Source organism: Acidithiobacillus ferridurans, assembly GCF_003966655.1.
In the GTDB taxonomy this organism is placed as follows: domain Bacteria; phylum Pseudomonadota; class Gammaproteobacteria; order Acidithiobacillales; family Acidithiobacillaceae; genus Acidithiobacillus; species Acidithiobacillus ferridurans.
Window position 1 is genome coordinate 1,977,737 of the sequence record NZ_AP018795.1, and the last position, 23,679, is coordinate 2,001,415.

The window sequence follows — 23,679 nt, forward strand, 5'->3', positions numbered from 1 at the left end:
AACGTGACCTATAGCTGGCTGTGCCGCGAAGAGGTGCATTTAATGGACGACAAAACCGGTGGACACCTAGAGATTGGCATAGACGGGATGACCTGCGCCTCTTGTAGCACGCGGGTGGAGCGGGCGCTGGGCAAACTGCCCGGCGTGACCTCGGCCAATGTGAACCTGGCGACCGAGCGCGCCGAGGTGCTTTTCGACCCACAGCAACTCGATGCCGCACGCATCGCCGAGGCGATCCGCGAGTCTGGCTACACACCGGCCGAGGTGCTGCCCCAGGATAAGGCGAAAGTCGTCACCCAATTGCAGGAACAGTGCCGCCGGGTCGCCTTCATCGGCGATGGCATCAATGACGCTCCAGCGCTCGCACAGGCTAATGTCGGCATTGCACTCGCTTCAGGCACGGACATCGTCATCGAAGCAGCAGAGGTGACCCTCTCACGCAGACAACTCGGCGAGGTGGTCACGGCACTGACGGCGGCACGGCGCACCCTGAGCAATATCCGCGGCAATCTGTTCTGGGCCTTTTTCTACAATATTCTACTGATCCCTGTTGCGGCTGGCGTGGCCGCGCCTATCGGCATCCATCTGAATCCGATGGTGGCTGGCGTAGCCATGGGGCTGTCCTCCGTCTTCGTGCTCAGCAACAGTTTGCCCCTTAAACGGCTCAAGGCTTATGTACCAACGGTAACGCCGGGTGCTGTACAGAATACCGCACTCGAACCTGCTCATTCCTGAGCGATCGTTCAAACGAGGAGAATCCTAATGAGTCAGTTCGTTTTCAGCGTACCCGCCAAGGGCGATTTTGAAACCACCGTGGCGCAGGTCACTGCGGCCCTCAAGGTGGAAGGCTTCGGTGTGCTCACCACGATTGACGTGGCCGCGACGCTCAAGGCCAAACTGGGCATTGAGGGACAGCCCTATGTCATTCTCGGGGCTTGCAACCCGCACTACGCTCATCAGGCGTTGGAGGCCGATCCCGACATCGGTGCCTTGCTGCCCTGCAACGTGGTGGTGCGCACCGAGGCCGATGGCAGCGTGAGCGTGGTGTTCATGGATCCCGCAGCTGTACTCGGCATGGTGGACAGGCCGCAAATTACCGCCCTCGGCATCGAGGTGCGCGACAAACTCCAGCGTGTGGCTGATGCCGTGCGCGGTTGAATAATACCTATACGAGCGTATTGAATATCCCTTTTACTTCATTCCCAACAGGAGAAAACCCATGAGCGAGACCCATCTGAAGATCACCGGCATGACCTGTGGGCATTGCGTGCGGGCCGTGACGAAGGCGCTGGAAGGCGTATCTTGCGTTGAAAAGGCCGATGTCGCCCTCACGCCAGGAGAAGCTGTAGTGCATGGTCAGGCGAGCGCTGCCGCATTGATCGCAGCGGTCAAGGAAGAAGGCTACGACGCGGCTGTGCAGGACTGAAGCCATGGCGAAGGTGCTACTCTACACCAGTCCCGGCTGTCCGGACTGCGCCGCTGTCAAGCGCTACCTCGAAATGCACGGTGTCGCTTTTGACGAACGCGACGTCACCGCGCCGGGCGTGGCCGAAGAAGCGAAATCCCGCTACGGCGTGCGCGTCGCGCCGATCACCGTGATCGACGGCGGGGCGCTGTACGGTACTTTTGCCGAACAGAAATCGCGGCTCGATGCTGCATTCGGTGGTTGAATGCAGTGTATCAGGAGGCTTGAAATGGACCGGAAAACCATCAGGCGTTTGGGTCTTGCCGCAGCGTGCGCGGCATTTATTGTTTCGCCCGCCTTCGCACAGGGCATGATGGGCGGCCCCGGCATGATGCCACACATGCCGATGGTGGCGGTTCAGCATAGTCTTCCACGCCAAGCACCCGCAGCGATTTCCCGCTACGGCTGCATGAGTTGTCATGCGGTGGGGCATGGTGTCGTCGGACCTGCCTTCGAATGGGTGGCCTGGAAATATCAAAAGCAGCCCGATGCCCTGGCGCGGGTTTCCTCCTTCATAGAGCACGGCGGAACATCCACATGGGGCGGCATGATGCCTGATCTAAACGTACCCGATGCAACCGCCCGGGATATTGCGCAATGGATACTTAAACTCAAACCCGTACAGCCGCCGCAGACGCAGGGAGAGCACTGAACTGGGTTGACATGAAGGTTCGCATGTATTTTTCGGCGCCTCGGGTTGGGGGCCAGTCGTGGTATTCTTGGTTATGCTGGCGGTGCTGCTCACCGTGGCACGCTCGGCCTGGGGATAACGCACCATGCAACCTCCGGGGCGGGCTCATTAATAGGGCGGTTAGAATTCTCGAAAACCATTCTCAAAAACTAATGGGTTATAGCCATAATAATTTCGAGGACATGGTGGCCAAGCTGCCGAACGGTCGCTTACGCTGTCCTGCCGCTGTTTGAGCCCAGATGGCTGGTAGCAGTAGAGGATTGTTTGATGCCTGACTGTGCCCTGGTATGCAACTGCCGACGTGCTCCGTTCCGGGCGATTGCCGCTTCAGCCCTGAAAACCCGATTTTAACTCCAGGAAAAACCATGGGGCTCCCACCAACAGATACCAGTAATAGGTAAAAAAACGCCAGCCCAAGAGGCTGAATCCCACGTCGCCCCTTGCCATGGTGCTGCCAAACAAAAGTGCGTAAGCTGCGCCTACAGTTCCGGCACCGCCCGGCAGGATGCTAAGTTGTACGGTTAGGTTGAGCAGGGTTTGGCTTACAATCAGGTAAGGGACGCTCACTACGACACCGGCGTAGGCCATGAGTATCCATAAGATCAGATACCGGGGGAGCCAATAGCCTGCGGTGCTGCCAAAGATCAACCAGCGGTGGCGCCAATTCATGGTTTTGATCAGCCCCGCCGCTCGGGCGAAACGATGAACGGAACGTGCAACGGAAAACCGGTGACGACGATACCAGCGTACCTGCCGCAGCAGATAGTCGATCCATAACAATAAGCGCCGATGCTCGATGTGCCAGGCCAAGATCGCGATGATGAAAGTAGATAATACCGTAATAAGCAGCGTGACAAAGGCGCTCAGATTGGGAACATGGCGTGACGCAGAAACCATGATGAGGGTGGCGCCGGAGAATAATAGGATAATGAACAATAGGTCGAAAATGATGATGAGCACCAACAATCCGCCGGAATGGCCTATATCCACTCCCCGGCGGCGCAAAAACAGGATATAGGCGACGCCCATACCGGATGCCGCCGGTGTGGCCGCTCCGGCAAATTCCGCAGCCATGACGATACCCATGGACCTGTGCAAGGCCAGACCGATATGTAAAAGGCTGCAGAGAATGCGCAGTCGCGCTCCCTCAAAAATCCAGCTGATCAACATCAGTGTCACCATTACTAACAAAATCAGTGGTGGAATATTCAACAAGAGCTGCAGGGTCTGTCTGTTGATGAAGAGGAACAAGGGTATCAGAGATACCCCAAGCGCAATGACGAGAATTATCCAGAATTACCGGTGCATGGAGGTAGGTCCTGTTGGTGAGGTGCTTGGGGGCTGCGCTATGCAATCAACACTCTCTATTTCAATCATCGGTTCGGCAGTGGGCGATTTCGGTCAACGGAGATCCTTGGCGACGCAGATATTGAATACCTCTTCGCTAACGCTACCTGCAAATATCGTTGTCTTTATCCGATCATGGACCCCCAGACCGTAGCGTTGGTATGCGTGTTCCGGATGATGGTTTTTGCAGGAGAACAATTTGCCATAATAGCGCGGATGATCTGTTTTTCTCAGGCGCTCTTCGAAAGCCCGCCACAGGCAGCGGACAAGGCCATAACCGCGAAACCCGGGTAATACATTAAAATGCATGTGGGCGGCCTGCCGGGGGCGGCGGGGCCGTTCGCGAAAGCTGTGGGTAAGTAGCCATTCCACGAATTGCGAACTGCGCGGGTGATGCGCATAGGCCCCGGATACGGATTTGAGCAGCATGCGCAATGTGGCTGCCGAACCCGCATAGACCAGATAGCGATCAAAAGAAGGCGGCGCTCCCAGCAAATAACCGACAACCCGGCCGTTATGCGTGGCCACATAGGCCCAATCCTCGGCATAATCCAGATAGGGATTGACCATAAGATCGGCGAAAAGCTCGCGATCGCAGAATATGGCATCTATTGGGTTGCCGAGGAATCCCGTTTCGCAACAGATATGTCTGATTTTCGCTCTGTCGGCATTCCGATAGGGGCGGATGCTGAACCCGGCAGATTTCCCTAACCAAAAGCCGTTCGTAATGATCGAATCTTCGGGCATGTCGGCATAAGCGGGGTGAGATCCTGCCATAATTGCTTTTTCCTCAGAGAATGCAGCGAATATCTCTCCCTGTCATCGGCTGGAAATCGGCCCCATCAGAGGTTGGTTTAGGCGATCCACGAAATCGCGATGTCTCGGTGTATCGAACTCCAAGTGCTTATAGACCCTGATCTTGGCCCAATCCTCAATGAATATCCAAAGAATGCAATAGATCCATACTGCACCGGCCTCCCCCCAGGTGATAGAGGGCACCAGCCCCATGGGATAGACTACAAACAATGTCGCCGCGGCTTTGGTCAGAATGGCAGACCAAAGGAGTATCGCTGAGGGATAGGGTTTCTTCAAAAAAGAGCTACGCGTCCGCGCAATGAACAACGTCAAATGCCCGGCAACGGCAAGCTTGAGGAAAATCAGGGTTTGCAGATGCGGGATGCCCATGTGAAAGTAATCTTTGGCGATGAGCAGCATGCCAAAGGTTTCCACGACGCCGATGAGCCCCAGTACGGTGGACACCGTTAGGACGCGGTGCATGTCCCAGCGCACTGGTTTGGGATCCAGCCAGGTGTTATCGGTGGCGATAGCCATGATCGGCACATCATTAAAGAACGCCAGCAGGATGATCATGATGGCGGTGATCGGATAAAAGTCGAAAATCAGCATGGCCAGCACGACGAAGACCATGATTCGGATGGTTTCTACGATACGGTAAATCGCGTAGCTGTTCATGCGCTCGAAGATGCGGCGAGCCTCCTCCACAGCCCTGATGATGACATTCAGGCCTGGTGCCATCAGTACCAGAGCGGCGGCAGCCCTGGCGGCATCCGTGGCACCGGACACTGCGATACCCACGTCCGCTTGCTTGAGTGCCGGGGCATCGTTGACGCCGTCTCCGGTCATGGCCACCAAATAACCGTCGCTTTGCAACGCCTTGACGATGTCATACTTGTGTTCCGGAAAGACCTGGGCAAAGCCATCGGCGTCGGCGATTCTCTGCCGCAGTTGCGGTGGAAGATGGCCCCCATCCATCCTTTTGCCAAAAACCTCGTCGGCCGGAAGGATGTTCGTACCTAACCCCAATTGTCCGGCGATCTCCTTGGCAATGGCTCCGTTATCACCGGTAACCATCTTGACGTGAATGCCGTGGGCCTCGGCTTGGGCGATGGTGTCCCGGGAGTCCTCCCGGGGTGGATCGAAGAGCGGAACGATACCGAGGAACTGCCAGTCCTCCGACCCTGATTTGCGGGCCACACCCAAGGTGCGGTAACCCTTCCCGGCCAGGGCCTGCACACGCCCTTGCGTTTGCTGGAGCAAAGGTTTGGACAGATGGCAGAGGCCTAGGATCACCTGGGGCGCCCCCTTGGTCACGGTCCACTCCTGGCCGGAGGAGTCCTTCACCTGAGCTTCGGTGCGTTTGCCTACTGGATCAAAGGGGGTGAAGTGCGTTTGTTCCCAGCCCGCGAGAAGTTGGGGATCCTGGACCGCGCCGAGCACCGCCAGATCGATAGTGTCCTGATCTTCCGCCTTGGAGGCCAGTGCCGCCGCGCGCAAGACGTCTTCTTCTCCAATACCGGCGGTCGGCTCCAGGGGGCCGAGGGTGAGTTTATTCTGTGTAAGGGTCCCGGTTTTGTCCGAGCATAGTATCTGCGCCCCGGCCATTTCCTCGATGGACTGTAGACGGGTGACGATGGCTTTCATGCGTGAGAGCCTTAAGGCGCCCAGGGCCATGGTCACGGACAGTACCGCAGGCATGGCCACCGGGATGGAGGCTACCGTCAAAATGAGGGCGAATTGCAGCAAGGTGAGGAAGGCTTGACCGCGGAACATCTCCACAGTAATGAGCACGGCTACCAAGCCCAGAGCGATATAAATAAGGTAATCGCCGATCCGCAAGACGGCCTTCTGGAAATGGGATACGGCGCCGGCTTTTTGGACAAGGCCCGCCGTCTTGCCAAAAAAGGTATTCATCCCGGTGGCGGTGATCACGGCCACCATCTCGCCTTGCTTGACGATGGTGCCGGAATACGCCACGTCGGCCACCTTCTTGCTCACTGGCAGGGATTCTCCGGTCAGCGCCGACTGGTCTGCGCTGAGATAATCTCCTTCCAGCAATTGTACATCCGCAGGGATGATGTCTCCCAGGCGGATACGGATGACGTCGCCAGGTACCAGATCCGCTGCCAGAATCTCTTGCCATTGGTTGTCCCGTAACACACGGGCTTTGAGGGCCAACTGACTCTTGAGCGCCTCCAGGGCGCTACTGGCCTTGTATTCCTGCCAAAAGCCAATGCCTGCGTTAAAGAGTAGCAGCAATGAAATAATAGTCAGGTCGGCCCAGTGGCCCACCGCGGCGGACAGAATGGCCGCCACCTCGATCATCCAGGGTATCGGGCCCCAGAAGTAATGCAGAAAGCGCATGAGAGGACTGACTTTCTTTTCCTGGAGGGCGTTTGGTCCGTATTGCTGCAAACGCTGTTGTGCTTCGTTGCTTGTCAGCCCGGCTGGACTGGCGTGCAAATCGGCCAGAGTCTTTTCGATAGGCGGGGTCTTATCCGGATCGGTCACGGCGTTCTCCTGTGAAGATGGTGCAGATACATTCGGCAAATTTTAAATTGTCCGAAAAATTTTCATCGTTCTGTGATGCCTCGGTTAGCCCATCGCGGCAATGACTTGGAAGGAGGCCACTGAGCCGTGTCGGGGAAAATGATCTCCTCGTATAGCACAAGGGAACCTTGGGGCGGATGCTTCCGCCACTGCGTCCCAGTCGACTAACGCTATGGAAATAATGGCCATTATGTGCCTTCCGGTCGATGGATATCGATGTTCTTCCCCTGGACGCGCGCCAGATCATCAGCTGATATGATGTGGTTGGCCAGTACAATAAAAAACTTGCGCAGGAACCGGATGGACATCGAATTAATTGCCCAGGCTGCAAACCAAGAAGGATTGTGTGGTCTGATCTGGTCCGGGTCTGGGGTCTGGGGTCTGGGCGATGAGAAAACTACGATTATCTAGAGCCTGCGAGGCACATGCCATGTAAGGGTTCGCAGAGTCCGGGGCCGGGTGATGTGCTAGTCTGTTTATGACAGACGCGTCGATGGTTTCCATAAAAATTCTCCCGGAGGATTTACTGCAACTCAGCATATTGGCGCAACAGCTCCAATGCCTCCTCCTGAAGCTGTCTGACCCGTTCGTGACTTACGCCCAACTCTTTGCTGATTGCGGATAATGTCTCCCCTTCTTCGCCGTCCATACCAAAACGGCGGATCAGGACGGTACGATGTCGCATGTCCAAACGCAGGAGGGCTCGCTGAATCTGTCTCTGGACGTCCTGTTCCTCCAGGGAGGTCTCCAGGCCCGACTGATCGGCATCCACCAATGTCTGAGCCAAAGATGGGCTACCCTCCCATCGGGAGGGCGCATCCAGACTGACCATATGGCGGTCCTGCTGGAGACAGTCTTTTACATGGGCGACGGACTTGCCCATGACCTGCGCCACTTCCTCTACGCGAGGTTCGCCCTGCATCGTTTGTGCGATTTGCCGGGAACTGCGCAGCACCGCGCTGAGATTTTTGATGATATGGATCGGCAAACGTACCACCCGCGACTGGTTCATGATGCCGCGCTCGATTCCCTCGCGAATCCACCAGGCGGCATAGGTGGAAAACCGAAATCCCCGCGCCGGATCAAATAATTCCGCAGCACGGATCAGTCCGAGATTCCCCTCTTCAATGAGATCGAGGAGCGGAAGGGTGTGCTGCCGTTGGTAGCGGCGCGCAATGCGGACGACGAGACGGAGGTTGCATTCCACCAGGCGATTGCGTGCCGCGAGATCGCCTTGTTGTATCTTGAGGCCCAGGGAGACCTCCTCCTCCGCCGTGAGCAGGGGGTTGTGGCCGATTTCCTGCAGATAGAGTCTTATGGCGTCAACATGATCGGGAGGTCCGGCTTCCCAGGCAAGGTCGGCTGTTGAGTCGAATTCCGGTGTTTCAGGCCTGAGGCAGGCTTCGCCCTGTCCAACCTCGGTTATTTCTTCTTCAAGAGTGTCCGGAATGTCCCAGTCGGTATCCCCTGTCAACATGGCCAATCCTTTGCGCTGGATTCAGGCCGTCGTTGAGGAAGACACCGTGATGCGCGCGATATTCGACCCGCGCTCCAGACCGAAGAGGAAATCTGACCGAAGAAGAAGGCATTATGCATCAGACCGATCAGGCGCCGGAAAGCGACCGCACCCAAGCCCGCGACAATCCCCACAAAGAACGCCAGCACCAGATGAAAGGCCGGGTTCGTCCGAAACACCCCCTGCCATCCCTGGACGTTGCGTTCCATAACGAGGGTATCCATGTTGGCAGGCAGGGAAGCATCGTTGACCATCACTACACTCCCGGGACTTGTTTTTTGAAACTATGCTATTCTTGTTGCCAAAGCAAATCGAGTTAATCGAAAACAATATCGGAGGACCCGATGAAGATAGATGCCGAGCAGTTGCTCACCCTCCTCGCGGTTGCAGAAACCGGCAGTGTCAGCGAAGCCGCGCTACGCCTGGAGCGAGGACAACCGGCCATCTCGGAACGCCTGCATAAACTGACGCGGGAAATTGGCGAGCCTTTATATGTCCGTGAGGGCGGTGGCATTCAGCTGACGCCCGTCGGCCAAGCATTGATTCCCGATATCCGGCAGTTGCGCGCCAAGTTACAAGATATTGAGAATCTGCTCCTGCGCCAAAAATCCTTGCAAGCGGGAGAACTTCACATCGCTTCTACCAGCCTGATTGCTAATTATTTACTACCGCAATATTTGCAAAGTTTTCAAAGCCAGAATCCAGGAGTCAATCTCTACATAAAGAGCGGCGTGACCTATTGGGGAGACATCAATCTTTCCAAACTGGACGTCTTCTTTTTTGAAGGAGAGATGGATATACCGCATCTACCCGATAGTTATGAAATACAACCGTGGTTGACCGGAGAAATCGTTGCGGTCATGCCCAAAACCCATCCGCTGGCGTCAGTGTCGGTGCTGAGCTTGGAAGACATACAACCTTTTCCTGTGGTATGGAGAGAACCTTCTTCCGGAGTTCGAAGGAGACTGGAGAAGGCGTTCAGACAAAAGAACATTGTGCCCGCGCACTTCATTGAGGTGGCCGATGTGGAATCCGTGGGGGCCATGGTAAAGGCTGGCTTGGGAATAGGCTTTATGACCCATACGGTTTTTGAACAGAGACCGGACTGGGATCTGCTGTATAAACCCCTCTCATCCTCCCAACTGATCTGGAGGAGTTTCATGGCTATTCCCAACCCGGCAAGGCGTTCCCGCGCCTTGTCGGTTTTTTTGGACCTTATGGGTTCTATACCGTTCTGATAAGCCTTAATACGGTAGACGCCGTGAGAACATGATGCATGTCCCAATGTACACAGTACAGGTTGGGGATCCAGCCAGGTGTTGTCGGTGGTGATGGTCATGATCGGCACATCATTGGCGCCGTCTCCGGTCATACTCAGCAGTTAGCCATCTGTTTCAATGTGTTGGCGACTTGCGATAGGCCTCCAGTGTCCGGTAAGCGATGATCTTGGCCCCGCTATTGACGAAGAACCATGCCAGGGAGTAGGCCCATACCAGCAGGGCATAGCCCCAGCCGATGGGGGGAATGAGCCAGCCGTAGACGGCGGCGAAGGTACCGATGATCTTCGTAGCAATCGTGACGTTGAAGAAACTCCAGCTCGGCCAGGGCCGCTGCCAGATGGCGCCGGTGTTGCGGGTCAGGAAGATGGTCAGGTGGCCGGCCACCAGCAGCTTCAGGAAAATCAGGGTGCGGATGACGCCCGCCGGTAAATGCAGGTAGGTTTCGGCAATCCAGAACAGGAAAAATGAGGCGACGACGCCCAGTACGCCGAGAAGGATGGAGATGATCAGCACCCGTGTCATATCCCAGCGTACCGGCTGGGGCGCCGTGGGGGCGTTGTCGTAAGCGATCATCATGATGGGAAAATCATTGAGCAGGGCGATCATGACGATCATCACGGCGGTGACTGGATAGAAGTCGAACACCAGGATCGACAGGGTCATGAAGAGCAGGACCCGGATCGTCTCGGCGATCCGGTAGATGGCGTAGCTGTTCATCCGGGCGAAGATCCGGCGCGCCTCCTGGACGGCGCCGACGATGACCGTCAGGCCGGGTGCGGTGAGCACCAGATCGGCCGCAGCGCGGGCGGCGTCGGTGGCGCCGCTGACGGCGATGCCGACATCGGCCTGCTTCAATGCGGGGGCGTCGTTGACGCCGTCTCCGGTCATGCCGACGATATGGCCCCTGGCCTGTAACGCCTTGACGATGGCGAACTTATGCTCCGGAAAGACCTGGGCGAAACCGTCGGCCTTTTCGGCCTGGACCTGTGCGGCGTTGGCATCCGTAGAGAGGGCTTCAGCCGGAACGATGCTTTGCCCCAGATGCAGCAGCATGGAGACCTGTTTGGCGATGGCCAGATGATCGCCGGTGACCATCTTGATTTCGATCCCCATCCGCTGGCCCGCGGCGATGGTTTGCGCCGAATCTTCCCGCGGTGGGTCGAACAAGGGCAAGAGGCCGAGGAAGCGCCAGGCACCATCCTCATCCTTTCGGGCCACTCCCAGGGTGCGGTAGCCCTTTCCCGCCAGGGCATCGATCTGGCGGGTGACTGTCTGCCTGATGCCGACATCCGGCTGCGCCAGATCCAGGATGACCTGCGGAGCGCCCTTGGCTACGCGAAAGCGCTCGACGCCTGCCGCCACCTCCGCCTCACTGCGCTTGCTTACCGGATCAAAGGGTTGATATTTCAGGACGGAATAGGAAGCCAACGGGGCGGAGACGGGCAAGCCGCCCAGCACAGCGGTGTCGATGGGGTCGCCGGTATCCCGCTCGGAGGCTAAAGCGGCGGCGAGGATCAGTTCCTCCGCATCGCGGGCCCCGATCACTACGGGTTCACCGAGGGTGAGGCGGTTCTGGGTGAGGGTGCCGGTCTTGTCGGCGCAGAGCACATCCATGCCGGCCATCTCCTCGATGGCCACCAGACGCGAGACGATGGCCTTCAGCCGCGCCAACCGCTCCGCCCCGACGGCCATGGTCACCGACAAGACGGCGGGAAGGGCGACGGGGATGGCGGCCACGGTCAGGACCAGGGCAAAGAGGATCGTCCGGATCATGGGTTCATGACGGATCGCCAGAGCCACGAAGAGGATCACCGCGATCAGAACCAGCGCCGAAACGATCAGGAAGTTTCCGATGGCGAGCACTGCCTTGCGGAAATGGGAGACGCTCTCCGCCCGCTCCACCAGTTGCGCGGTCTTGCCGAAAAAGGTCTGCAGACCCGTCGCGGTCACCAAGCCCTGCATCTCGCCCTTGCCGACGATGGAACCGGAATAGGCGCTATCTCCCCGGCCCTTGTCCACCGGCAGGGATTCCCCCGTCAGGACCGATTGATCGACACTGAGGTAATCGCCGCTCAGCAGCAGCACATCGGCCGGAACGATGTTTCCCAGCTTCAGCAGGATGATGTCGCCCGGCACCAGGTCCTGCGCGGCGATCTCCTGCCACAGGCCGTCGCGCAGGACCCGCGCCCGCAACGCCAGCTTCCGTTGGAGCATGGCGATGGCGTTGCCGGCCTTGTGTTCCTGCCAGAAGCCCACGCCAGCGTTTACCAGCAGGAGGGTCATGATGATGGCGAAGTCCGCCCAATGTGCCACCACGGCGGAAAGCACCGCGGCGATTTCGATCATCCAGGGAATGGGACCCCAGAAATAGCCCAGAAACTGGCAGATCGGGCTGAGGCGCTTTTCGGGGATGGCGTTTGCCCCATATTGGGCCAGGCGACGGGAGGCCTCCGCTGCTGACAAACCGCGCCGGGTATCGCTCTGCAATTGCCGGACGACCGCCGGAATGTCGGGAGCACTTGTCGGGTCAGGATTGATTGTCATAAGGACCGCCTCCTGGTCGGCTCTGGCATTTGCACCACCTTCCAGGTAGTCGTTGTGCCGCAAGTATTAAATATACGGCATGCCTGTCCTTAAGTATCTTTCGACGTCTCACGTGGTCGAGCCGCATCAAACGTATCATGGCGCCACCGTCACCGGCGTACCTCAATGATCTGATCCAAGTTTACTTTCTTCCATTACCCAGCGGTGCGAGAAGCCCTGCCTGAAATCCTGTTTGTTCACCTGAAATAGCTATTACAATGGACGCACTCATCAACCCAAGGCTGAGGGAGTTGGGCCAAGGCCATGCGCGTTGGCCTTTTCGTTTTCGGGCAGCTATAACTGTCTATCGTATTTTTGTGCGCTCGGGTTGTCGGTCAGGCGGCTTGCTCGGGCTTGTGAATGGCCGCCAGTTCTTCGGCCAACCGACGTTCCGCAATGGTCAAATCGTAAGCCTGTTGCATGCGTAGCCATATCCCCGGCCCGTTACCCAGATACTTGCCGATACGCAAGGCCATCTCTGGGGTAATGCCTTTGCGCTCGGACAGGATGCCGTGAACGGTCTGGCGCGAGACCCGCAGGCCACGGGCAAACTCTGCTACAGAGATATCCAGTGCAGGCAGTACCTCCTCCCGCAATATCTCGCCCGGATGCGTCGGTGTCCGGTCCACCTGCTCAACGGTCATTTCGTCCATCGGACACCCCCTGTCCTTAATGGTAATTCTCCAGATCAACGCGCCAGGCATCTCCTTCACGCCACTCGAAGGTGATGCAATAGGGTCCATTCACATAAACCGTGTACCGCTTCGGTTTCCCCTCCAAAGCATGGAAGTCGAAACCTGGCACGTTCAACTCCTCCGGGGATACTGCAGCGTTTATGGCATCGAGTCTGCGCTTGCAGCGGGTCACCAAATCCGCACCGACTTTCGCCGATTGACCCGTCTCGAAAACCTGCTTGAGGCCCTTATGCACAAAACTTCGTATCAAGTGGAACCCTCGGAGAGGTTGTTACCGCCCTGTTGAAAATTACACCGCAGTGTCATAGGTGTCAATCATCTGTTGACAGTCGCTGGCGCACGCCTTGCCCACAAACTTCATCGCCTTGGCTCAGCCAGGGGAAATGCGGGGAGTGAGGGAAGCGGAAGACGTCGGTCATGATGGTATGGAAACAGTGAATTTTATCCCTATTCCCGCGATTGGATGGGGACGAAAACAGTTGAAGGCCCCTATCTGTAAGGGTTTCCGTATAATGGTCTCGACGAAAAGACTCACCTACAGGGAGATTTACAGGAGGGCCGATGCAGAAAATGGCACGAACCGTGCTGCCTTTCCAGCTTGCCGCGACGGAAGAATCCATGACGGCATAATCGGGGCTGGTGTTATTGGGCGAGTTTGCCCAAGGTGCGGGTCTGCATCGCTGGCTGGAGCGGGAGATGCCCAAACCCGGCCTGAGTCTGATCATTGCCGCTGTTATTATTGGGTCATCCCTGAACATGGCCGTTCACTCCGGTCCCCATTATCTGGGGATTCCTCTTCAGGGGCTCATCGGCTACTCGGTGGCCAGCGCACTCGGCCTGTGGTGGGTGACAGCGATCCTACGTTCGGGAAGTTCTGAACAAGCGACATGCTGGCTGCTTGTCGATCCATGCGCTAGGTGGTGAGCCGAACCCTCTGGAGGAGCTTGGCGTTGATGGCGACGATCACGGTGGAAATGGACATCAGGGCCGCCCCCACCGCCGGGGAAAGCACCAGACCAACGCTGTAAGCCACCCCGGCAGCAAGGGGGATCGCCACGATGTTGTAGCCGGCACCCCACCACAGGTTCTGGATCATCTTGCGATAGGTCGCCCGGGAAAGTTCCAGGATAGCCGCCACATCCCGGGGATCGGAGCGGACCAGCACAATGTCCGCCGACTCGATGGCGACGTCCGTGCCCGCTCCGATGGCGATCCCGACATCCGCCTCCACCAGGGCAGGCGCATCGTTGACACCGTCGCCGACCATGGCCACGCGCAATCCCCGCGCCTTTACCTCCTTGATCTTCTCCGCCTTTTGTCCAGGGAGCACTTCGGCGAAATAGTCGTCCAGCCCCATTTCCTGGGCCACCCAACGGGCCACCGCTGCGGAGTCGCCGGTCAACATCATCACCTGTACGCCCATCCCCTTCAGCCGCGCGAGGGCTTCCCGCGACTCCGCTCGAATGATGTCGGCCAGCGCGACAGCCCCCTCCGGTTTCTCGTCGACGAGCAGGTATATCACCGTTTTGCCCTGGGATGCCAAGGCCGCGATCCGCTTATCGCTGACATCGAGACCGCTCTCCTTGAGATAGCCGGGGCTTACGACCTTCACATTGCGCCCATTTACAACGGCTTGCGCGCCCTTACCGGGGATGGCCTTGAATTCCTTGGGAGGCTCGAAGCCGATGCCCTTCGCTTTGGCATATGCCACGATGCCAGCGGCGATGGGGTGCTCCGACTGGCTTTCGAGGGCCGCGGCGAGCCGTACGACCTCATCTTCGGCGTATCCGCCGAGCACGACTACATCCGTGACGCCGAACCGTCCCTCCGTCAAGGTCCCGGTCTTGTCAAACACCACCGCCTGCAGTTGGCGCGCCCGCTCAAAAGCAGACCGGTCCCGGATAAGCAGCCCATGCTGCGCCGCCATGGCGGTGGACACGGCGACGACCAGTGGAATCGCCAGGCCTAGGGCATGGGGACAGGCAATCACCATGACGGTGACCATGCGGGCCAGGGCAAACTCGAAGTGCTGGCCAAGGACCAGCCAAATGGCAAGGGTAAGTCCGCCGACGCTCAACGCGGTAAGGGTCAGCACCAGGGCCGCGCGGTCGGCAAGATCCTGGGTCCGGGAGCGGGACTCCTGCGCCCGGCGCACCATCTCGATGACCTGTGAAAGATAGGTTTCACTGCCGGTCTTGTGGACCTCGACGGTGATACTCGACTCCCCGTTAACCGAACCACCGATCACTTCGTCGCCGTCCCCCTTCTCCACGGGCTGGCTTTCGCCAGTGAGCATGGCCTGGTTGATGGTGGTCTGTCCCTCGATGACACGTCCGTCCGTAGGGATTTTTTCGCCAGGCTTCACCAACACCCGGTCACCGCGCTGCAGATTGGCGACCGGCACGTCTTTCATGCCCTCCGGGGTTACGAGATGGGCCTCGGATGGCATCATTTGCACCAGTTTTTCCAGTGCGCCAGAAGCCCCAGGACTGATTTCATCTCGATCCAGTGGCCGAGCAGCATCACATCGATCAGCGTGGCGAGCTCCCAGAAGAACACTTCCCCCTGCACCCCGAACACGACAGCGCTCGAGTAAAAATAGGCCACGCTGATGGCCAGAGCGATCAGCGTCATCATGGCTGGCTTGCGGGTCTCAAGCTCGGCAAACAATCCCTTCAGGAAGGGCCAGCCACCGTAGAAATACACTCCACTCGACAACGCGAAAAGCACATAGGATGACCCTGTGAAGGCGAGCGCCGCCTCCAGCCCCAGCAGCCGCTGGATAAGCGGCGACAAAAGGAGGATAGGGATCGTCAGGGCCAGCGAGACCCAAAACCGTCGCCGGAAATCGGCGATCATGGCACCATGGTTGTGACCGCCGTGCGCGCCGGGATGAGCGTTACCCATCCCATGTTCCTGATGTCCCGAATGGTCCATAGAATCCTCTCTATTTTACCGCAGCAGGAACCTCAGCGCCGGTTGCCGACATTGGCTCTTAACCAACGAGACCAGATGTCTACCACAGTTCCACCTGTTGGTGGCGCATCCGGACCCGCTTTGGTGGATGGAGACACGTTATTGTTCCAGGTCGCGACGTCTTTCCAGGTATTCATCCCTTCCTATTTCCCCGCGGGCATAGCGTTCATGGAGCACATCCAGCGCGGTGTTTTTCTTGCCACCCCGAATCCCGCGACCCGTGAAGGCCTGCATCAGCAACATGACGCCAGCAACGATGGCAAAAATCAGCAAAAGGCAAAGCAAACCCCAAAACAGGACCATGAATACCGACCCTGTCCAATCATAACCGTTGCCAAAACCACCCATCATGTAAGGCCACATTTTCTGTTCCTCGTCGTTCACTCGCTACGCCACGGACCCAGAACAAACGCTCGTTGATGACCATTCAACGCCACTTCAGTGTAGTAGGCGGTGTCCACTTGTTCCATCTTCTTTCAGACTATCCCATGGATGGGGACCACCTCAGCCATCAGTGTCCTGGCGACTGAGGATATGGTCCATGGTCCCCCGTTGGCCAAAGCGGACAGCCACGATAAATCACCTAGCAAGTGGTGAAGAAGGGCTTCTCGCCCTCAGGGTAGGGGTTTCGCCAGCCGGAAAGTACTCACCCTCCCTGGAAGGATGGGTCGCAAAGACGGCGAAGCGTTTCTGGAATGTCCTCCGGACATTGCCCGCAGGCAAGATTGGCAGGGACGGCGTATGCCATCTTTTGCGGATGGGCCAGTTTCAGATCAGCCATGATGGCCTGGAACTCCGCCGAGCTTTTGCCGGCCAGGCGCGGGTTCCGCTCCTTTTCCTGGGCAATGGACGAGACATGCCGGTGCTGATAATCATGGGCCGGATAAACCAGTGTGGCGTCGGGCAGAACAAACAGCTTTTCCTGAACGGAGCGGTATAGGGTGGCGGCGTCGCCATTCTGGAAATCGGTGCGCCCGCAGCCATCAATGAGCAGGGCATCTCCGGTGAAGACCCGCCAAGTGTCGCCGTCCACCACCAGATAAGCGTGGTGGGTATCCGTATGTCCAGGGGTAAAAAGGGCTTGAAAATGGAGCGAACCCAGGCTCAGGGGCCGTTCTTCGGCCACCCCGAAATCGGTGCAGGGCAGATCGTCCATGGCCGGCCCTGCAATCCGGCTGCCGACGCGGGCCTTGAGCTTGCAGGCGCTACTCACATGGTCGGCATGGATATGCGTTTCCAGCGTATAGCTCAGGCGCAGCCCGAGATCATGCAGGACTTGCAGGTCCCGCTCCATGGTCTCCAGCACCGGATCGAGGAGCACTGCCTGCCCTGTCTGGGTACAGCCGAAGAGATAGGTATAGGTAGCGGATTCTGCTTCAAAGAGCTGACGGAAGATCATCGGATTGCACTCCTTCGTGATGGCAGGTGAATCGGCGGCGCACAGGCGATACTTCAGAAACAGACGACCTCATCCGCGGCGCTGATCCAGTCGGACAGGCCCTTCATGGAACTTTTTGTAACACCGTCTGGTAAAGACCCTGCCCATCCCTGGCTTTTGAGGGAAGTGCTACAACACTGCACGGTCAAACCCAGATCCAGCAGTTCCAGAAAGAGCGCATGGGTAGACTTCGCGAATTCCCTTGCGGGCGCCAGCAGCCCAATCCCCTGTCCAGCCAGAAAAAGGCGCACCTCCTTGCCCTCGGCCAGCATGGCGCCGGCAAGACGCACCGCCGTATCGGCGCGGGGATTATCCGCCTCGGGAGCGGCATGCAAAACAATCAACGCGATGGTCATACATTACCCTTTTTTTGAACAGGACGAGGATGGGTTTCTTTCACGGCCAGGGCCACCCACAGCCCCGACAGGGCGACAATACCGGCCGTAGCCCAGATGGCGGGGAGAATTTCGTTACTCCATTGCGCCACCAGGCCCAGCAGCAATCCGCCGATGGCATAACCCGTATCGCGCCAGTACCGATAGACACCGAGGATACGCCCTCGCTCCAGCGGTGGGGCCGTATCGGACATGGCGGCGACCAGGTTCGGGTACAGGAGCGCCATGCCCAGACCCATGATGAGCGCCGTCGACATCCACAAAACAAAGCCTTGCACCAAGGCAGTGGCCGCCAAGCCCGCAGACAACAGAAAAAAGCCGCTGACAATGGGGATCTTGCGGCCGATGCGATCGGCCAGATAGCCGGTCCAGAGTTGCGAAAGCCCCCAGACGGCACCGTAAACGCCGGTGATCCAACCGATAGCCACCACTCCCATGGCGTGCTCCAGGAAGTAGAGCGGAAAGAGCACCCAGACGAGGGTATCGGCCACCTTGTTGGCCACCCCCGCCTGGCAAAAGGCGCGGTAGCGCGGATTCTGGAAAGAGACTTCGAGAAAGCTCTGCATCCAGCTCCGCTTTGACGGGGGGGAGGATACGGGGTGGGCGCCATGCTCGGCGTGAACCCAGGCGATGGTATCGCGCACGCGTAACAGCAGCACCAGGGCCAGCAGGACTACCCCCAGGCCGAAGAGCAGCAACGTCCAACGGGGGCCATAGAGCACGGCCAGATAGCCCGTGGCCAGCCCCGCCACGCCCATGCCCAAATAACCCACCGCCTCATTGATCCCCACTGCCAGCCCGCGCTGTCGGCTGCCTGCCAGGTCGATCTGACTGGTCACCGTCATGGTCCAGGTGAAGGCCTGGTTGATGCCGAGAAAGACGTTGGCAGCGATGATCCACCACCAGTTGGGGGCAAAGAAAATCAGCAATGGAATGGGAATGCCGGCAATCCAGCCGATCAACAAGACCCGCTTACGCCCGACACGATCGGAAAGGGAGCCCGCCACCAGGTTGAGGGCCCCTTTCACCAGACCGAAGGAAATGACAAAGGAGGCTAGGAAGAGAAAAGCCCCCTTGGCCACCCCAAAGTCCTGGGCGAGGGATGGCAAGACCGTGCGCTCCATGCCGATGACCAAACCGACAAAAAAGACCTGCGAGGTTTGCAGCAGAAACTGGCCACTATTGCGGGCAATTCCCCGCTGATACGCCCCGGCGGCTGCCTGCACCGGGCTCATGAAGTCGTCTTGCGTAGCGGTACGACTTCCGCCAGTTGCTGACGGCAGGCGGTGGTGATATCCATCTGGTCAAGAATCAACTTCCGCACGATCTCGCAGGTCTCCAGCACCGCAGGGCTGGTGAGACGGTAATGGCAGAAGGTGCCGCACTTGTCGCAATGGACCAAGCCACGTGCCTTGAGCACGTTGAGGTGTTGCGAGACATTGGCCTTGGACAGTCCGGTCAGCTCAGTCAACTCCCCCGCCGTATGCTGCCGTTCTCCCAGGTAGTGGATCATCTCCAGGCGCTTGGGATGGGCCAGCGCCGCAAAGACCTCGGCGAAGAGGGCGAAGCGCACCGTCTCCGCGCTCATGCCGCCGCCCCCAGATTGGCCGCCACCATGCGCGCCATCTCCGCCGGCCGCTCCGGGATGTTGGCCGTGAGTTCGCGGATAAAGGCGTCCCGGTCGGTCATAGACAGATAGGGATCCCAGCGCTTCTCGAAGCCGATGGTGGAAGAGGGCTTGCCGGACAACCCCGCACCACAGACACTGCCCGCCGCATGGCCGGGGAAGATCTCAAGGTCGTCGGGCAGGGTGAGGAGTTTGGCGTGGATGCTGTCGAAGATCCGGCCCGCCATCTCCTCCGGAGTTCCCCCCAAATCGGGCCTGCCGACGCCGCTGACGAAGAGGGTGTCGCCAGTGAGCACGAACCAGGGATCGGCGCTGCGCCGCAGGTCGCTGACCAGGAGACAGATGCTGTCGGAGGTATGGCCGGGGGTATGCAGGACTTTGGTGGTGACATTACCCGTTTCCAGCACCTCGCCGTCCTGTAGGCCGCGGATCGGGAAATGCACCTTGCCCACATCGCTTTCGTGCAGGCAGTAGGGTGCATCCGCCAGCTCCGCCAGTTTCCGGCCGCCGGAAAAATGATCGGCATGGATGTGGGTGTCGATGACAAAGGCGATGCGCACCGCCGCCTTTTGCGCCTCCTCCACGAACCACGCTTCGTCGCCAGCCACGACATCCACTGCCACCGCCGAACCCTTGCTGCCGCATCCATAGAAGTAGGACAAGGTCCCGTCGGCGCTACTCCGTTGTTTGAAAAACATAGACCATCCCACTAATCGTTAGTTAAGAAATAAATTAACTATAAAATATCGGGACCTTTCCTGCTTGTCAATAAGATCCAATTGCTTTTCTCTCCAGGAGGGACGCATGGTCGATGCCTACCGAGGCTAGGCTGCCCCCTCCGCAACGAGCCGTAGGGCATCGCTTTCCCGGATGTCCGTGACACCCGGGGCAAGCTTCTGGTCGTGCTCGTGGGTCAGAAAAAGGCTGCGGCCATGGCGGCGCGGAATGGATCCGGGGAACGGCGATGGTCAAAACTGCGGGAATGGATGCAGTAGCTTGGGACGTGTGGGACCAACGGTCGCAGTATCTGGAAGCAGACGTAGGACTCGGATAAAACGGCTGGATTCGCATACGATCTAAAAGTTAAGAAATTCATTATGTTTCCTGATTTCTGGTCACAAATGGAAACTAATCAAAAACAATATTATGGATTATTTTGTCAGCACGAATGTGAGACATGCATGGTCTACTTTTTTGTCTTAACGACGCAACCCTAAAGGCATCGTTCTGGGACGCCCCACTCAATCTGATGACGAACCAAATTCCAAGCGAACCTTCTTGATGGCCGTCCTACGCGCAATCGTCTCCGCCAAACCTCCTATAATTCGTAACTCTCATATTTTATCCGATCAGACTATATCTGCGGAGTTTTTCGAGGAGAACTATTGTTTCATTAAAATTACAGTTTCTGTATAGTAATTGTTACACATTAGAAAATTATAAGCATATAAGTATATAAACATAATTTATGTTGCATTGGAAAACTATTTATAGGGTCAATAAAAATAATCTTGCTTGACAAGAAAGCAAGTTTTTAATTAACCTATGTTAGGTGCCAATTACATGGGAGCTAACCATAACATGGATACATCATACAATGATGTTGACACACATCTCTCCGCATTGTGACATTACCATGGATTTCACCACTACTTCGGGTAAACACCTGCGTATTCGTGTGCCCCTCACCCTCTTCGATGATCTAAGCCTGAAAATCGGTAACGGCTACAAGGCTGGTTGTTGGGTAGTGGCACGCTGCAACGAAGTAGAAAGGCTTTCGCACGAAACTATTGAGCAATATGTCAATATCATGGCGCGTCAGATATGCCAGCAGGTCACTATGCCACGCATTGAGGTACAAGCCGCCTAGCTGTAGCAGTTTTCGTTCAAAACGGCATGCTTATACTAACTGAGTCAGTGACTTGGTAACCGGGCGGCCACCAAATGGCCTGAGTGGGCCGTGAGGCCAAGGGAAGAGGTCATTCCGAGAAAGGAAAAGAAAGGACGAACTCCTTTGGTTATGATGTTGCGAGTATTTTGAGGAGGTTTTTTCATCGGGAAAACGATAGTCCGCCCCCCTCCGTGGCTGGGCTCTGGAAAAGGCGGGTGTGAGGAATCCATACCGGATTTCAGGGCGCCCACCCAGGCCGCATAGAGGTGTTGGAAAGGAGCAAAGGCCAGGGTATGAACCGGAAAAGACAGAATCTGCCGGCGGGCAAGATGTAGTCAGTGAGCCGCCAGGGTCATGATTTCCTGGATGACGGTTTTTACCCGGCGGCGCTTGGCGCTATGGCGCGGTGCGTATTGTCTCAATATCGGCCAGTTATGTTGTGATGTTGCGTTTCAATATTGAAACCCGCTGTAAATCTATGGTATTCCGTTTCAGCGCATTTCCGGCTGTTTCCGGACCTTTGATTGGGGCAACCGCCTTTCTGCACGATCCGATCCTGTTTGGAAACCCAGCGCAAGCAGGGCGTTGATCTGCTGCACGCCTTGGTTTAACCTGTTCAGGGAGAACCCCCACAACCCGCCATGGGATAACTTACCCTTGGTGAATAGTCACATGGACAAAGTTCTACCACGTATGGCTTACCTAATCCTGGGCAAGCTTAATCTCAGGCTACTTGTCTAAAATGACGCGGAACCTATATTCTAATCTGAAAAATTTATTTTTTACTGTTAGCTTGGATAACGCTTTATGATTACATTGACTTTTAGTCAAGATATCGATTGCATTCTGGCTGGTGTAATAGTAGGATTTTCCTTGGGACTGATTGGCGGCGGTGGCTCCATTCTTGCGGTTCCATTGTTGCTCTATTGGGTCGGCGTACACGATCCTCATCTGGTTATCGGCACGACAGCGCTAGCTGTGGGTATCAATGCTTTCATAAATCTGATTCCGCATGCGCGTGCCGGTAATGTACGCTGGGCAGTCGCTATACATTTTACTATCGCTGGTGTTATTGGAGCTTTTGCCGGTGCTGAGTTGGGGAAAGTGATCAATGGAAAATATCTACTCATTCTCTTTGCACTGCTCATGTTTTGGATTGCCGTAAGTATGTACCAGACACGAGAAAATCAGCCAGTTGTTCATAGAACATGCAAACGGCATGCTTGTGTATATTTTTATGGCGGCGGTACTGGTATTTTATCAGGATTTTTTGGCATTGGTGGTGGTTTCCTCATTGTTCCTGCACTGATGCGTTCTGGGCGGTTGCCTATTTTGAATGCCGTCGCTTCCTCATTATTAGCTGTGGGAGCCCTAGGCACAGCCACTGCCATCAGCTATTCACTGGAGGGCCTCGTAGACTGGCGTATTGCTGCAGAATACATAGCTGGTGGAATCTTGGGAGGATGGTTGGGGGCATTTAGTGCCAACAAACTGGGACAGCGCAAAGCGGCGTTGAATGATATCTTTATCGGCGTCATAGTTTTGGTCGCTATTTATATGTTATACAAAGAAATTGGATATTTTATATAGGGCAGTTCAAAAAATTAGCCATTTCCAGTAAAATGTAGCGGGCCGATTGGAAGGGAGAACGCTTCCGCCCCATTCTGGAAGGTGTGCAGAAGGCCAAGCCCAAAGGGCCGGGAGGGAGAAAGCCCTACCGTTTTTTGCAGGACCTGAAAGCAAAAGGAGATAGCCATGGACCAAGATCTTCAACATGCGCATTGCGTACCCTGTGAGGGTGGGGTTGCGCCCCTGGACGCGGAACGGGTAGGACTTCTATTACGCTCCCTACCCCAATGGCAAGTGGTCGGGCAGGCGATCCGCCGGGAGTTTCGTTTCAAAAACTTTTACGAGACTATGGCCTTTGTGAATGCCGTGGCATGGATCTCGCACCGGGAGGACCATCACCCGGACCTGGAGCTGGGTTATAACCGCTGTGTCGTCCATTACAGTACCCACGCCATTAGCGGCCTTTCAGAAAATGACTTCATCTGCGCCGCCCGGGTGGATGCGCTGCTGACATGACGGGGGCGGAAAAGCGCGTCCGTGCGGTGGGCTGGTTGCGGGATGACTTGATCGCCTGGATGGAAGCCCGTAAAAAATGACACTGCTGAATGATCCAGCGTCAGTCTTCTCGCCGGAGCGTGTCCCAACTGTCGATGGTGACCGCCTAGGGCTAGGAGATTGTAGGGTTCGCGCAATGGATACCATATGGATACCAGTCACCGAAAATGCGAGAATCGCCCACATGAAAATGTTATAACGCCATGTTTTATATGGTACGCCTGGAGGGACTCGAACCCCCGACCTACGGCTTAGAAGGCCGTTGCTCTATCCAGTTGAGCTACAGGCGCATAGGGATGATCG

Annotated in this window: 26 protein-coding genes and 1 tRNA gene; 10 read left to right on the forward strand and 17 right to left on the reverse strand. The window is 56.9% G+C overall.

The genetic code is table 11. The features are described from left to right. Nucleotides 1–42 precede the first annotated feature (42 nt). The 5 genes from AFERRID_RS10215 to AFERRID_RS10235 all read left to right on the forward strand — a co-directional run bounded on the left by AFERRID_RS10215 (nt 43) and on the right by AFERRID_RS10235 (nt 2,117). Nucleotides 43–735 (forward strand): heavy metal translocating P-type ATPase, encoded by a 693-nt coding sequence (locus AFERRID_RS10215; protein ID WP_172959366.1) that lies wholly within the window; start codon nt 43–45, stop codon nt 733–735. A gap of 27 nt (nt 736–762) precedes the next feature. Beyond that, a complete protein-coding gene (locus AFERRID_RS10220) occupies nt 763–1,158 on the forward strand; it encodes a DUF302 domain-containing protein (RefSeq protein WP_126605148.1) in 396 nt (131 codons plus the stop codon). A 61-nt stretch (nt 1,159–1,219) separates the two neighbouring features. After that, nucleotides 1,220–1,426, forward strand: a complete 207-nt coding sequence (locus tag AFERRID_RS10225; protein ID WP_126605149.1) for a CopZ family metallochaperone — start codon at nt 1,220–1,222, stop codon at nt 1,424–1,426. Nucleotides 1,427–1,430: 4 nt separating this feature from the next. Next, nucleotides 1,431–1,670 carry a glutaredoxin family protein gene (locus tag AFERRID_RS10230; protein ID WP_113526971.1) on the forward strand — a complete coding sequence of 80 codons (240 nt, stop codon included), beginning with the start codon at nt 1,431–1,433 and terminating at the stop codon, nt 1,668–1,670. Nucleotides 1,671–1,694: 24 nt separating this feature from the next. Then, the gene (locus AFERRID_RS10235) at nt 1,695–2,117 is read left to right on the forward strand and encodes a c-type cytochrome (RefSeq protein ID WP_225981964.1); all 423 of its coding nucleotides are present in this window, start codon (nt 1,695–1,697) and stop codon (nt 2,115–2,117) included. A gap of 366 nt (nt 2,118–2,483) precedes the next feature. Here the strand turns inward: AFERRID_RS10235 and AFERRID_RS10240 are convergent, their stop codons facing one another. The 5 genes from AFERRID_RS10240 to AFERRID_RS10260 all read right to left on the reverse strand — a co-directional run bounded on the left by AFERRID_RS10240 (nt 2,484) and on the right by AFERRID_RS10260 (nt 8,621). Then, complete coding sequence (locus AFERRID_RS10240) at nt 2,484–3,446, reverse strand: lysylphosphatidylglycerol synthase transmembrane domain-containing protein (RefSeq protein WP_126605150.1); 963 nt, start codon at nt 3,444–3,446, stop codon at nt 2,484–2,486. A 111-nt stretch (nt 3,447–3,557) separates the two neighbouring features. Next, entirely contained in the window at nt 3,558–4,280 is a 723-nt protein-coding gene (locus tag AFERRID_RS10245) for a hypothetical protein (protein WP_126605151.1), read from the reverse strand. 42 nt (nt 4,281–4,322) lie between these two features. After that, on the reverse strand, nt 4,323–6,812 hold the full coding sequence (locus AFERRID_RS10250) for a plasma-membrane proton-efflux P-type ATPase (RefSeq protein WP_126605152.1): 2,490 nt from the start codon (nt 6,810–6,812) through the stop codon (nt 4,323–4,325). A 562-nt stretch (nt 6,813–7,374) separates the two neighbouring features. Further along, the gene (locus AFERRID_RS10255) at nt 7,375–8,328 is read right to left on the reverse strand and encodes a sigma-70 family RNA polymerase sigma factor (protein WP_126605153.1); all 954 of its coding nucleotides are present in this window, start codon (nt 8,326–8,328) and stop codon (nt 7,375–7,377) included. Beyond that, complete coding sequence (locus tag AFERRID_RS10260; RefSeq protein ID WP_225981965.1) at nt 8,322–8,621, reverse strand: hypothetical protein; 300 nt, start codon at nt 8,619–8,621, stop codon at nt 8,322–8,324. The genes AFERRID_RS10255 and AFERRID_RS10260 overlap by 7 nt, the downstream gene beginning before the upstream one ends. A gap of 90 nt (nt 8,622–8,711) precedes the next feature. On the opposite strand from AFERRID_RS10260, the gene AFERRID_RS10265 reads away from it, so the two are divergent. After that, on the forward strand, nt 8,712–9,605 hold the full coding sequence (locus tag AFERRID_RS10265) for a LysR family transcriptional regulator (RefSeq protein WP_126605154.1): 894 nt from the start codon (nt 8,712–8,714) through the stop codon (nt 9,603–9,605). Nucleotides 9,606–9,761: 156 nt separating this feature from the next. Here the strand turns inward: AFERRID_RS10265 and AFERRID_RS10270 are convergent, their stop codons facing one another. The 3 genes from AFERRID_RS10270 to AFERRID_RS10280 all read right to left on the reverse strand — a co-directional run bounded on the left by AFERRID_RS10270 (nt 9,762) and on the right by AFERRID_RS10280 (nt 13,175). Then, nucleotides 9,762–12,191, reverse strand: a complete 2,430-nt coding sequence (locus AFERRID_RS10270; RefSeq protein ID WP_126605155.1) for a plasma-membrane proton-efflux P-type ATPase — start codon at nt 12,189–12,191, stop codon at nt 9,762–9,764. Between the two features lie 374 nt (nt 12,192–12,565). Continuing rightward, nucleotides 12,566–12,883 carry a HigA family addiction module antitoxin gene (locus AFERRID_RS10275; RefSeq protein ID WP_126605156.1) on the reverse strand — a complete coding sequence of 106 codons (318 nt, stop codon included), beginning with the start codon at nt 12,881–12,883 and terminating at the stop codon, nt 12,566–12,568. A gap of 16 nt (nt 12,884–12,899) precedes the next feature. Next, a complete protein-coding gene (locus AFERRID_RS10280) occupies nt 12,900–13,175 on the reverse strand; it encodes a type II toxin-antitoxin system RelE/ParE family toxin (protein WP_113526787.1) in 276 nt (91 codons plus the stop codon). Between the two features lie 389 nt (nt 13,176–13,564). Between AFERRID_RS10280 and AFERRID_RS10285 the strand changes: the two genes are divergently transcribed. Then, the gene (locus AFERRID_RS10285) at nt 13,565–13,849 is read left to right on the forward strand and encodes a hypothetical protein (protein ID WP_126605157.1); all 285 of its coding nucleotides are present in this window, start codon (nt 13,565–13,567) and stop codon (nt 13,847–13,849) included. On the opposite strand, the gene AFERRID_RS10290 is transcribed toward AFERRID_RS10285, so the two are convergent. From AFERRID_RS10290 to AFERRID_RS10320, 8 genes are all read right to left on the reverse strand, one after another. Continuing rightward, entirely contained in the window at nt 13,839–15,377 is a 1,539-nt protein-coding gene (locus AFERRID_RS10290; RefSeq protein WP_232027960.1) for a heavy metal translocating P-type ATPase, read from the reverse strand. The two genes, AFERRID_RS10285 and AFERRID_RS10290, sit on opposite strands and share 11 nt — an antisense overlap. After that, nucleotides 15,374–15,832: a hypothetical protein gene (locus AFERRID_RS15675; protein WP_232027519.1), complete on the reverse strand. Its 459-nt coding sequence runs from the start codon at nt 15,830–15,832 to the stop codon at nt 15,374–15,376. The genes AFERRID_RS10290 and AFERRID_RS15675 overlap by 4 nt, the downstream gene beginning before the upstream one ends. Nucleotides 15,833–16,000: 168 nt before the next feature. After that, nucleotides 16,001–16,264 carry an SHOCT domain-containing protein gene (locus AFERRID_RS10295; protein ID WP_126605158.1) on the reverse strand — a complete coding sequence of 88 codons (264 nt, stop codon included), beginning with the start codon at nt 16,262–16,264 and terminating at the stop codon, nt 16,001–16,003. A 283-nt stretch (nt 16,265–16,547) separates the two neighbouring features. Beyond that, a complete protein-coding gene (locus AFERRID_RS10300; protein WP_126605159.1) occupies nt 16,548–17,300 on the reverse strand; it encodes an MBL fold metallo-hydrolase in 753 nt (250 codons plus the stop codon). 53 nt (nt 17,301–17,353) lie between these two features. Continuing rightward, complete coding sequence (locus tag AFERRID_RS10305) at nt 17,354–17,695, reverse strand: DsrE family protein (RefSeq protein WP_113526783.1); 342 nt, start codon at nt 17,693–17,695, stop codon at nt 17,354–17,356. Then, entirely contained in the window at nt 17,692–18,969 is a 1,278-nt protein-coding gene (locus tag AFERRID_RS10310) for an MFS transporter (RefSeq protein ID WP_113526782.1), read from the reverse strand. The genes AFERRID_RS10305 and AFERRID_RS10310 overlap by 4 nt, the downstream gene beginning before the upstream one ends. Next, complete coding sequence (locus AFERRID_RS10315; protein ID WP_113526781.1) at nt 18,966–19,322, reverse strand: ArsR/SmtB family transcription factor; 357 nt, start codon at nt 19,320–19,322, stop codon at nt 18,966–18,968. The genes AFERRID_RS10310 and AFERRID_RS10315 overlap by 4 nt, the downstream gene beginning before the upstream one ends. Beyond that, nucleotides 19,319–20,059 carry an MBL fold metallo-hydrolase gene (locus tag AFERRID_RS10320; protein WP_113526780.1) on the reverse strand — a complete coding sequence of 247 codons (741 nt, stop codon included), beginning with the start codon at nt 20,057–20,059 and terminating at the stop codon, nt 19,319–19,321. The genes AFERRID_RS10315 and AFERRID_RS10320 overlap by 4 nt, the downstream gene beginning before the upstream one ends. 938 nt (nt 20,060–20,997) lie before the next feature. Here AFERRID_RS10320 and AFERRID_RS10325 point away from each other — a divergent pair. The 3 genes from AFERRID_RS10325 (at nt 20,998) to AFERRID_RS10335 (ending at nt 23,337) form a co-directional block, all read left to right on the forward strand. Next, entirely contained in the window at nt 20,998–21,231 is a 234-nt protein-coding gene (locus tag AFERRID_RS10325; RefSeq protein ID WP_226858168.1) for a hypothetical protein, read from the forward strand. An 828-nt stretch (nt 21,232–22,059) separates the two neighbouring features. Then, the gene (locus AFERRID_RS10330) at nt 22,060–22,842 is read left to right on the forward strand and encodes a sulfite exporter TauE/SafE family protein (protein ID WP_113526779.1); all 783 of its coding nucleotides are present in this window, start codon (nt 22,060–22,062) and stop codon (nt 22,840–22,842) included. Nucleotides 22,843–23,007: 165 nt separating this feature from the next. Next, nucleotides 23,008–23,337 (forward strand): 4a-hydroxytetrahydrobiopterin dehydratase, encoded by a 330-nt coding sequence (locus AFERRID_RS10335; RefSeq protein ID WP_113526778.1) that lies wholly within the window; start codon nt 23,008–23,010, stop codon nt 23,335–23,337. A 252-nt stretch (nt 23,338–23,589) separates the two neighbouring features. Here AFERRID_RS10335 and AFERRID_RS10340 read toward each other — a convergent pair. Next, nucleotides 23,590–23,666: transfer RNA gene (locus AFERRID_RS10340), tRNA-Arg, on the reverse strand. Nucleotides 23,667–23,679 lie beyond the last annotated feature (13 nt).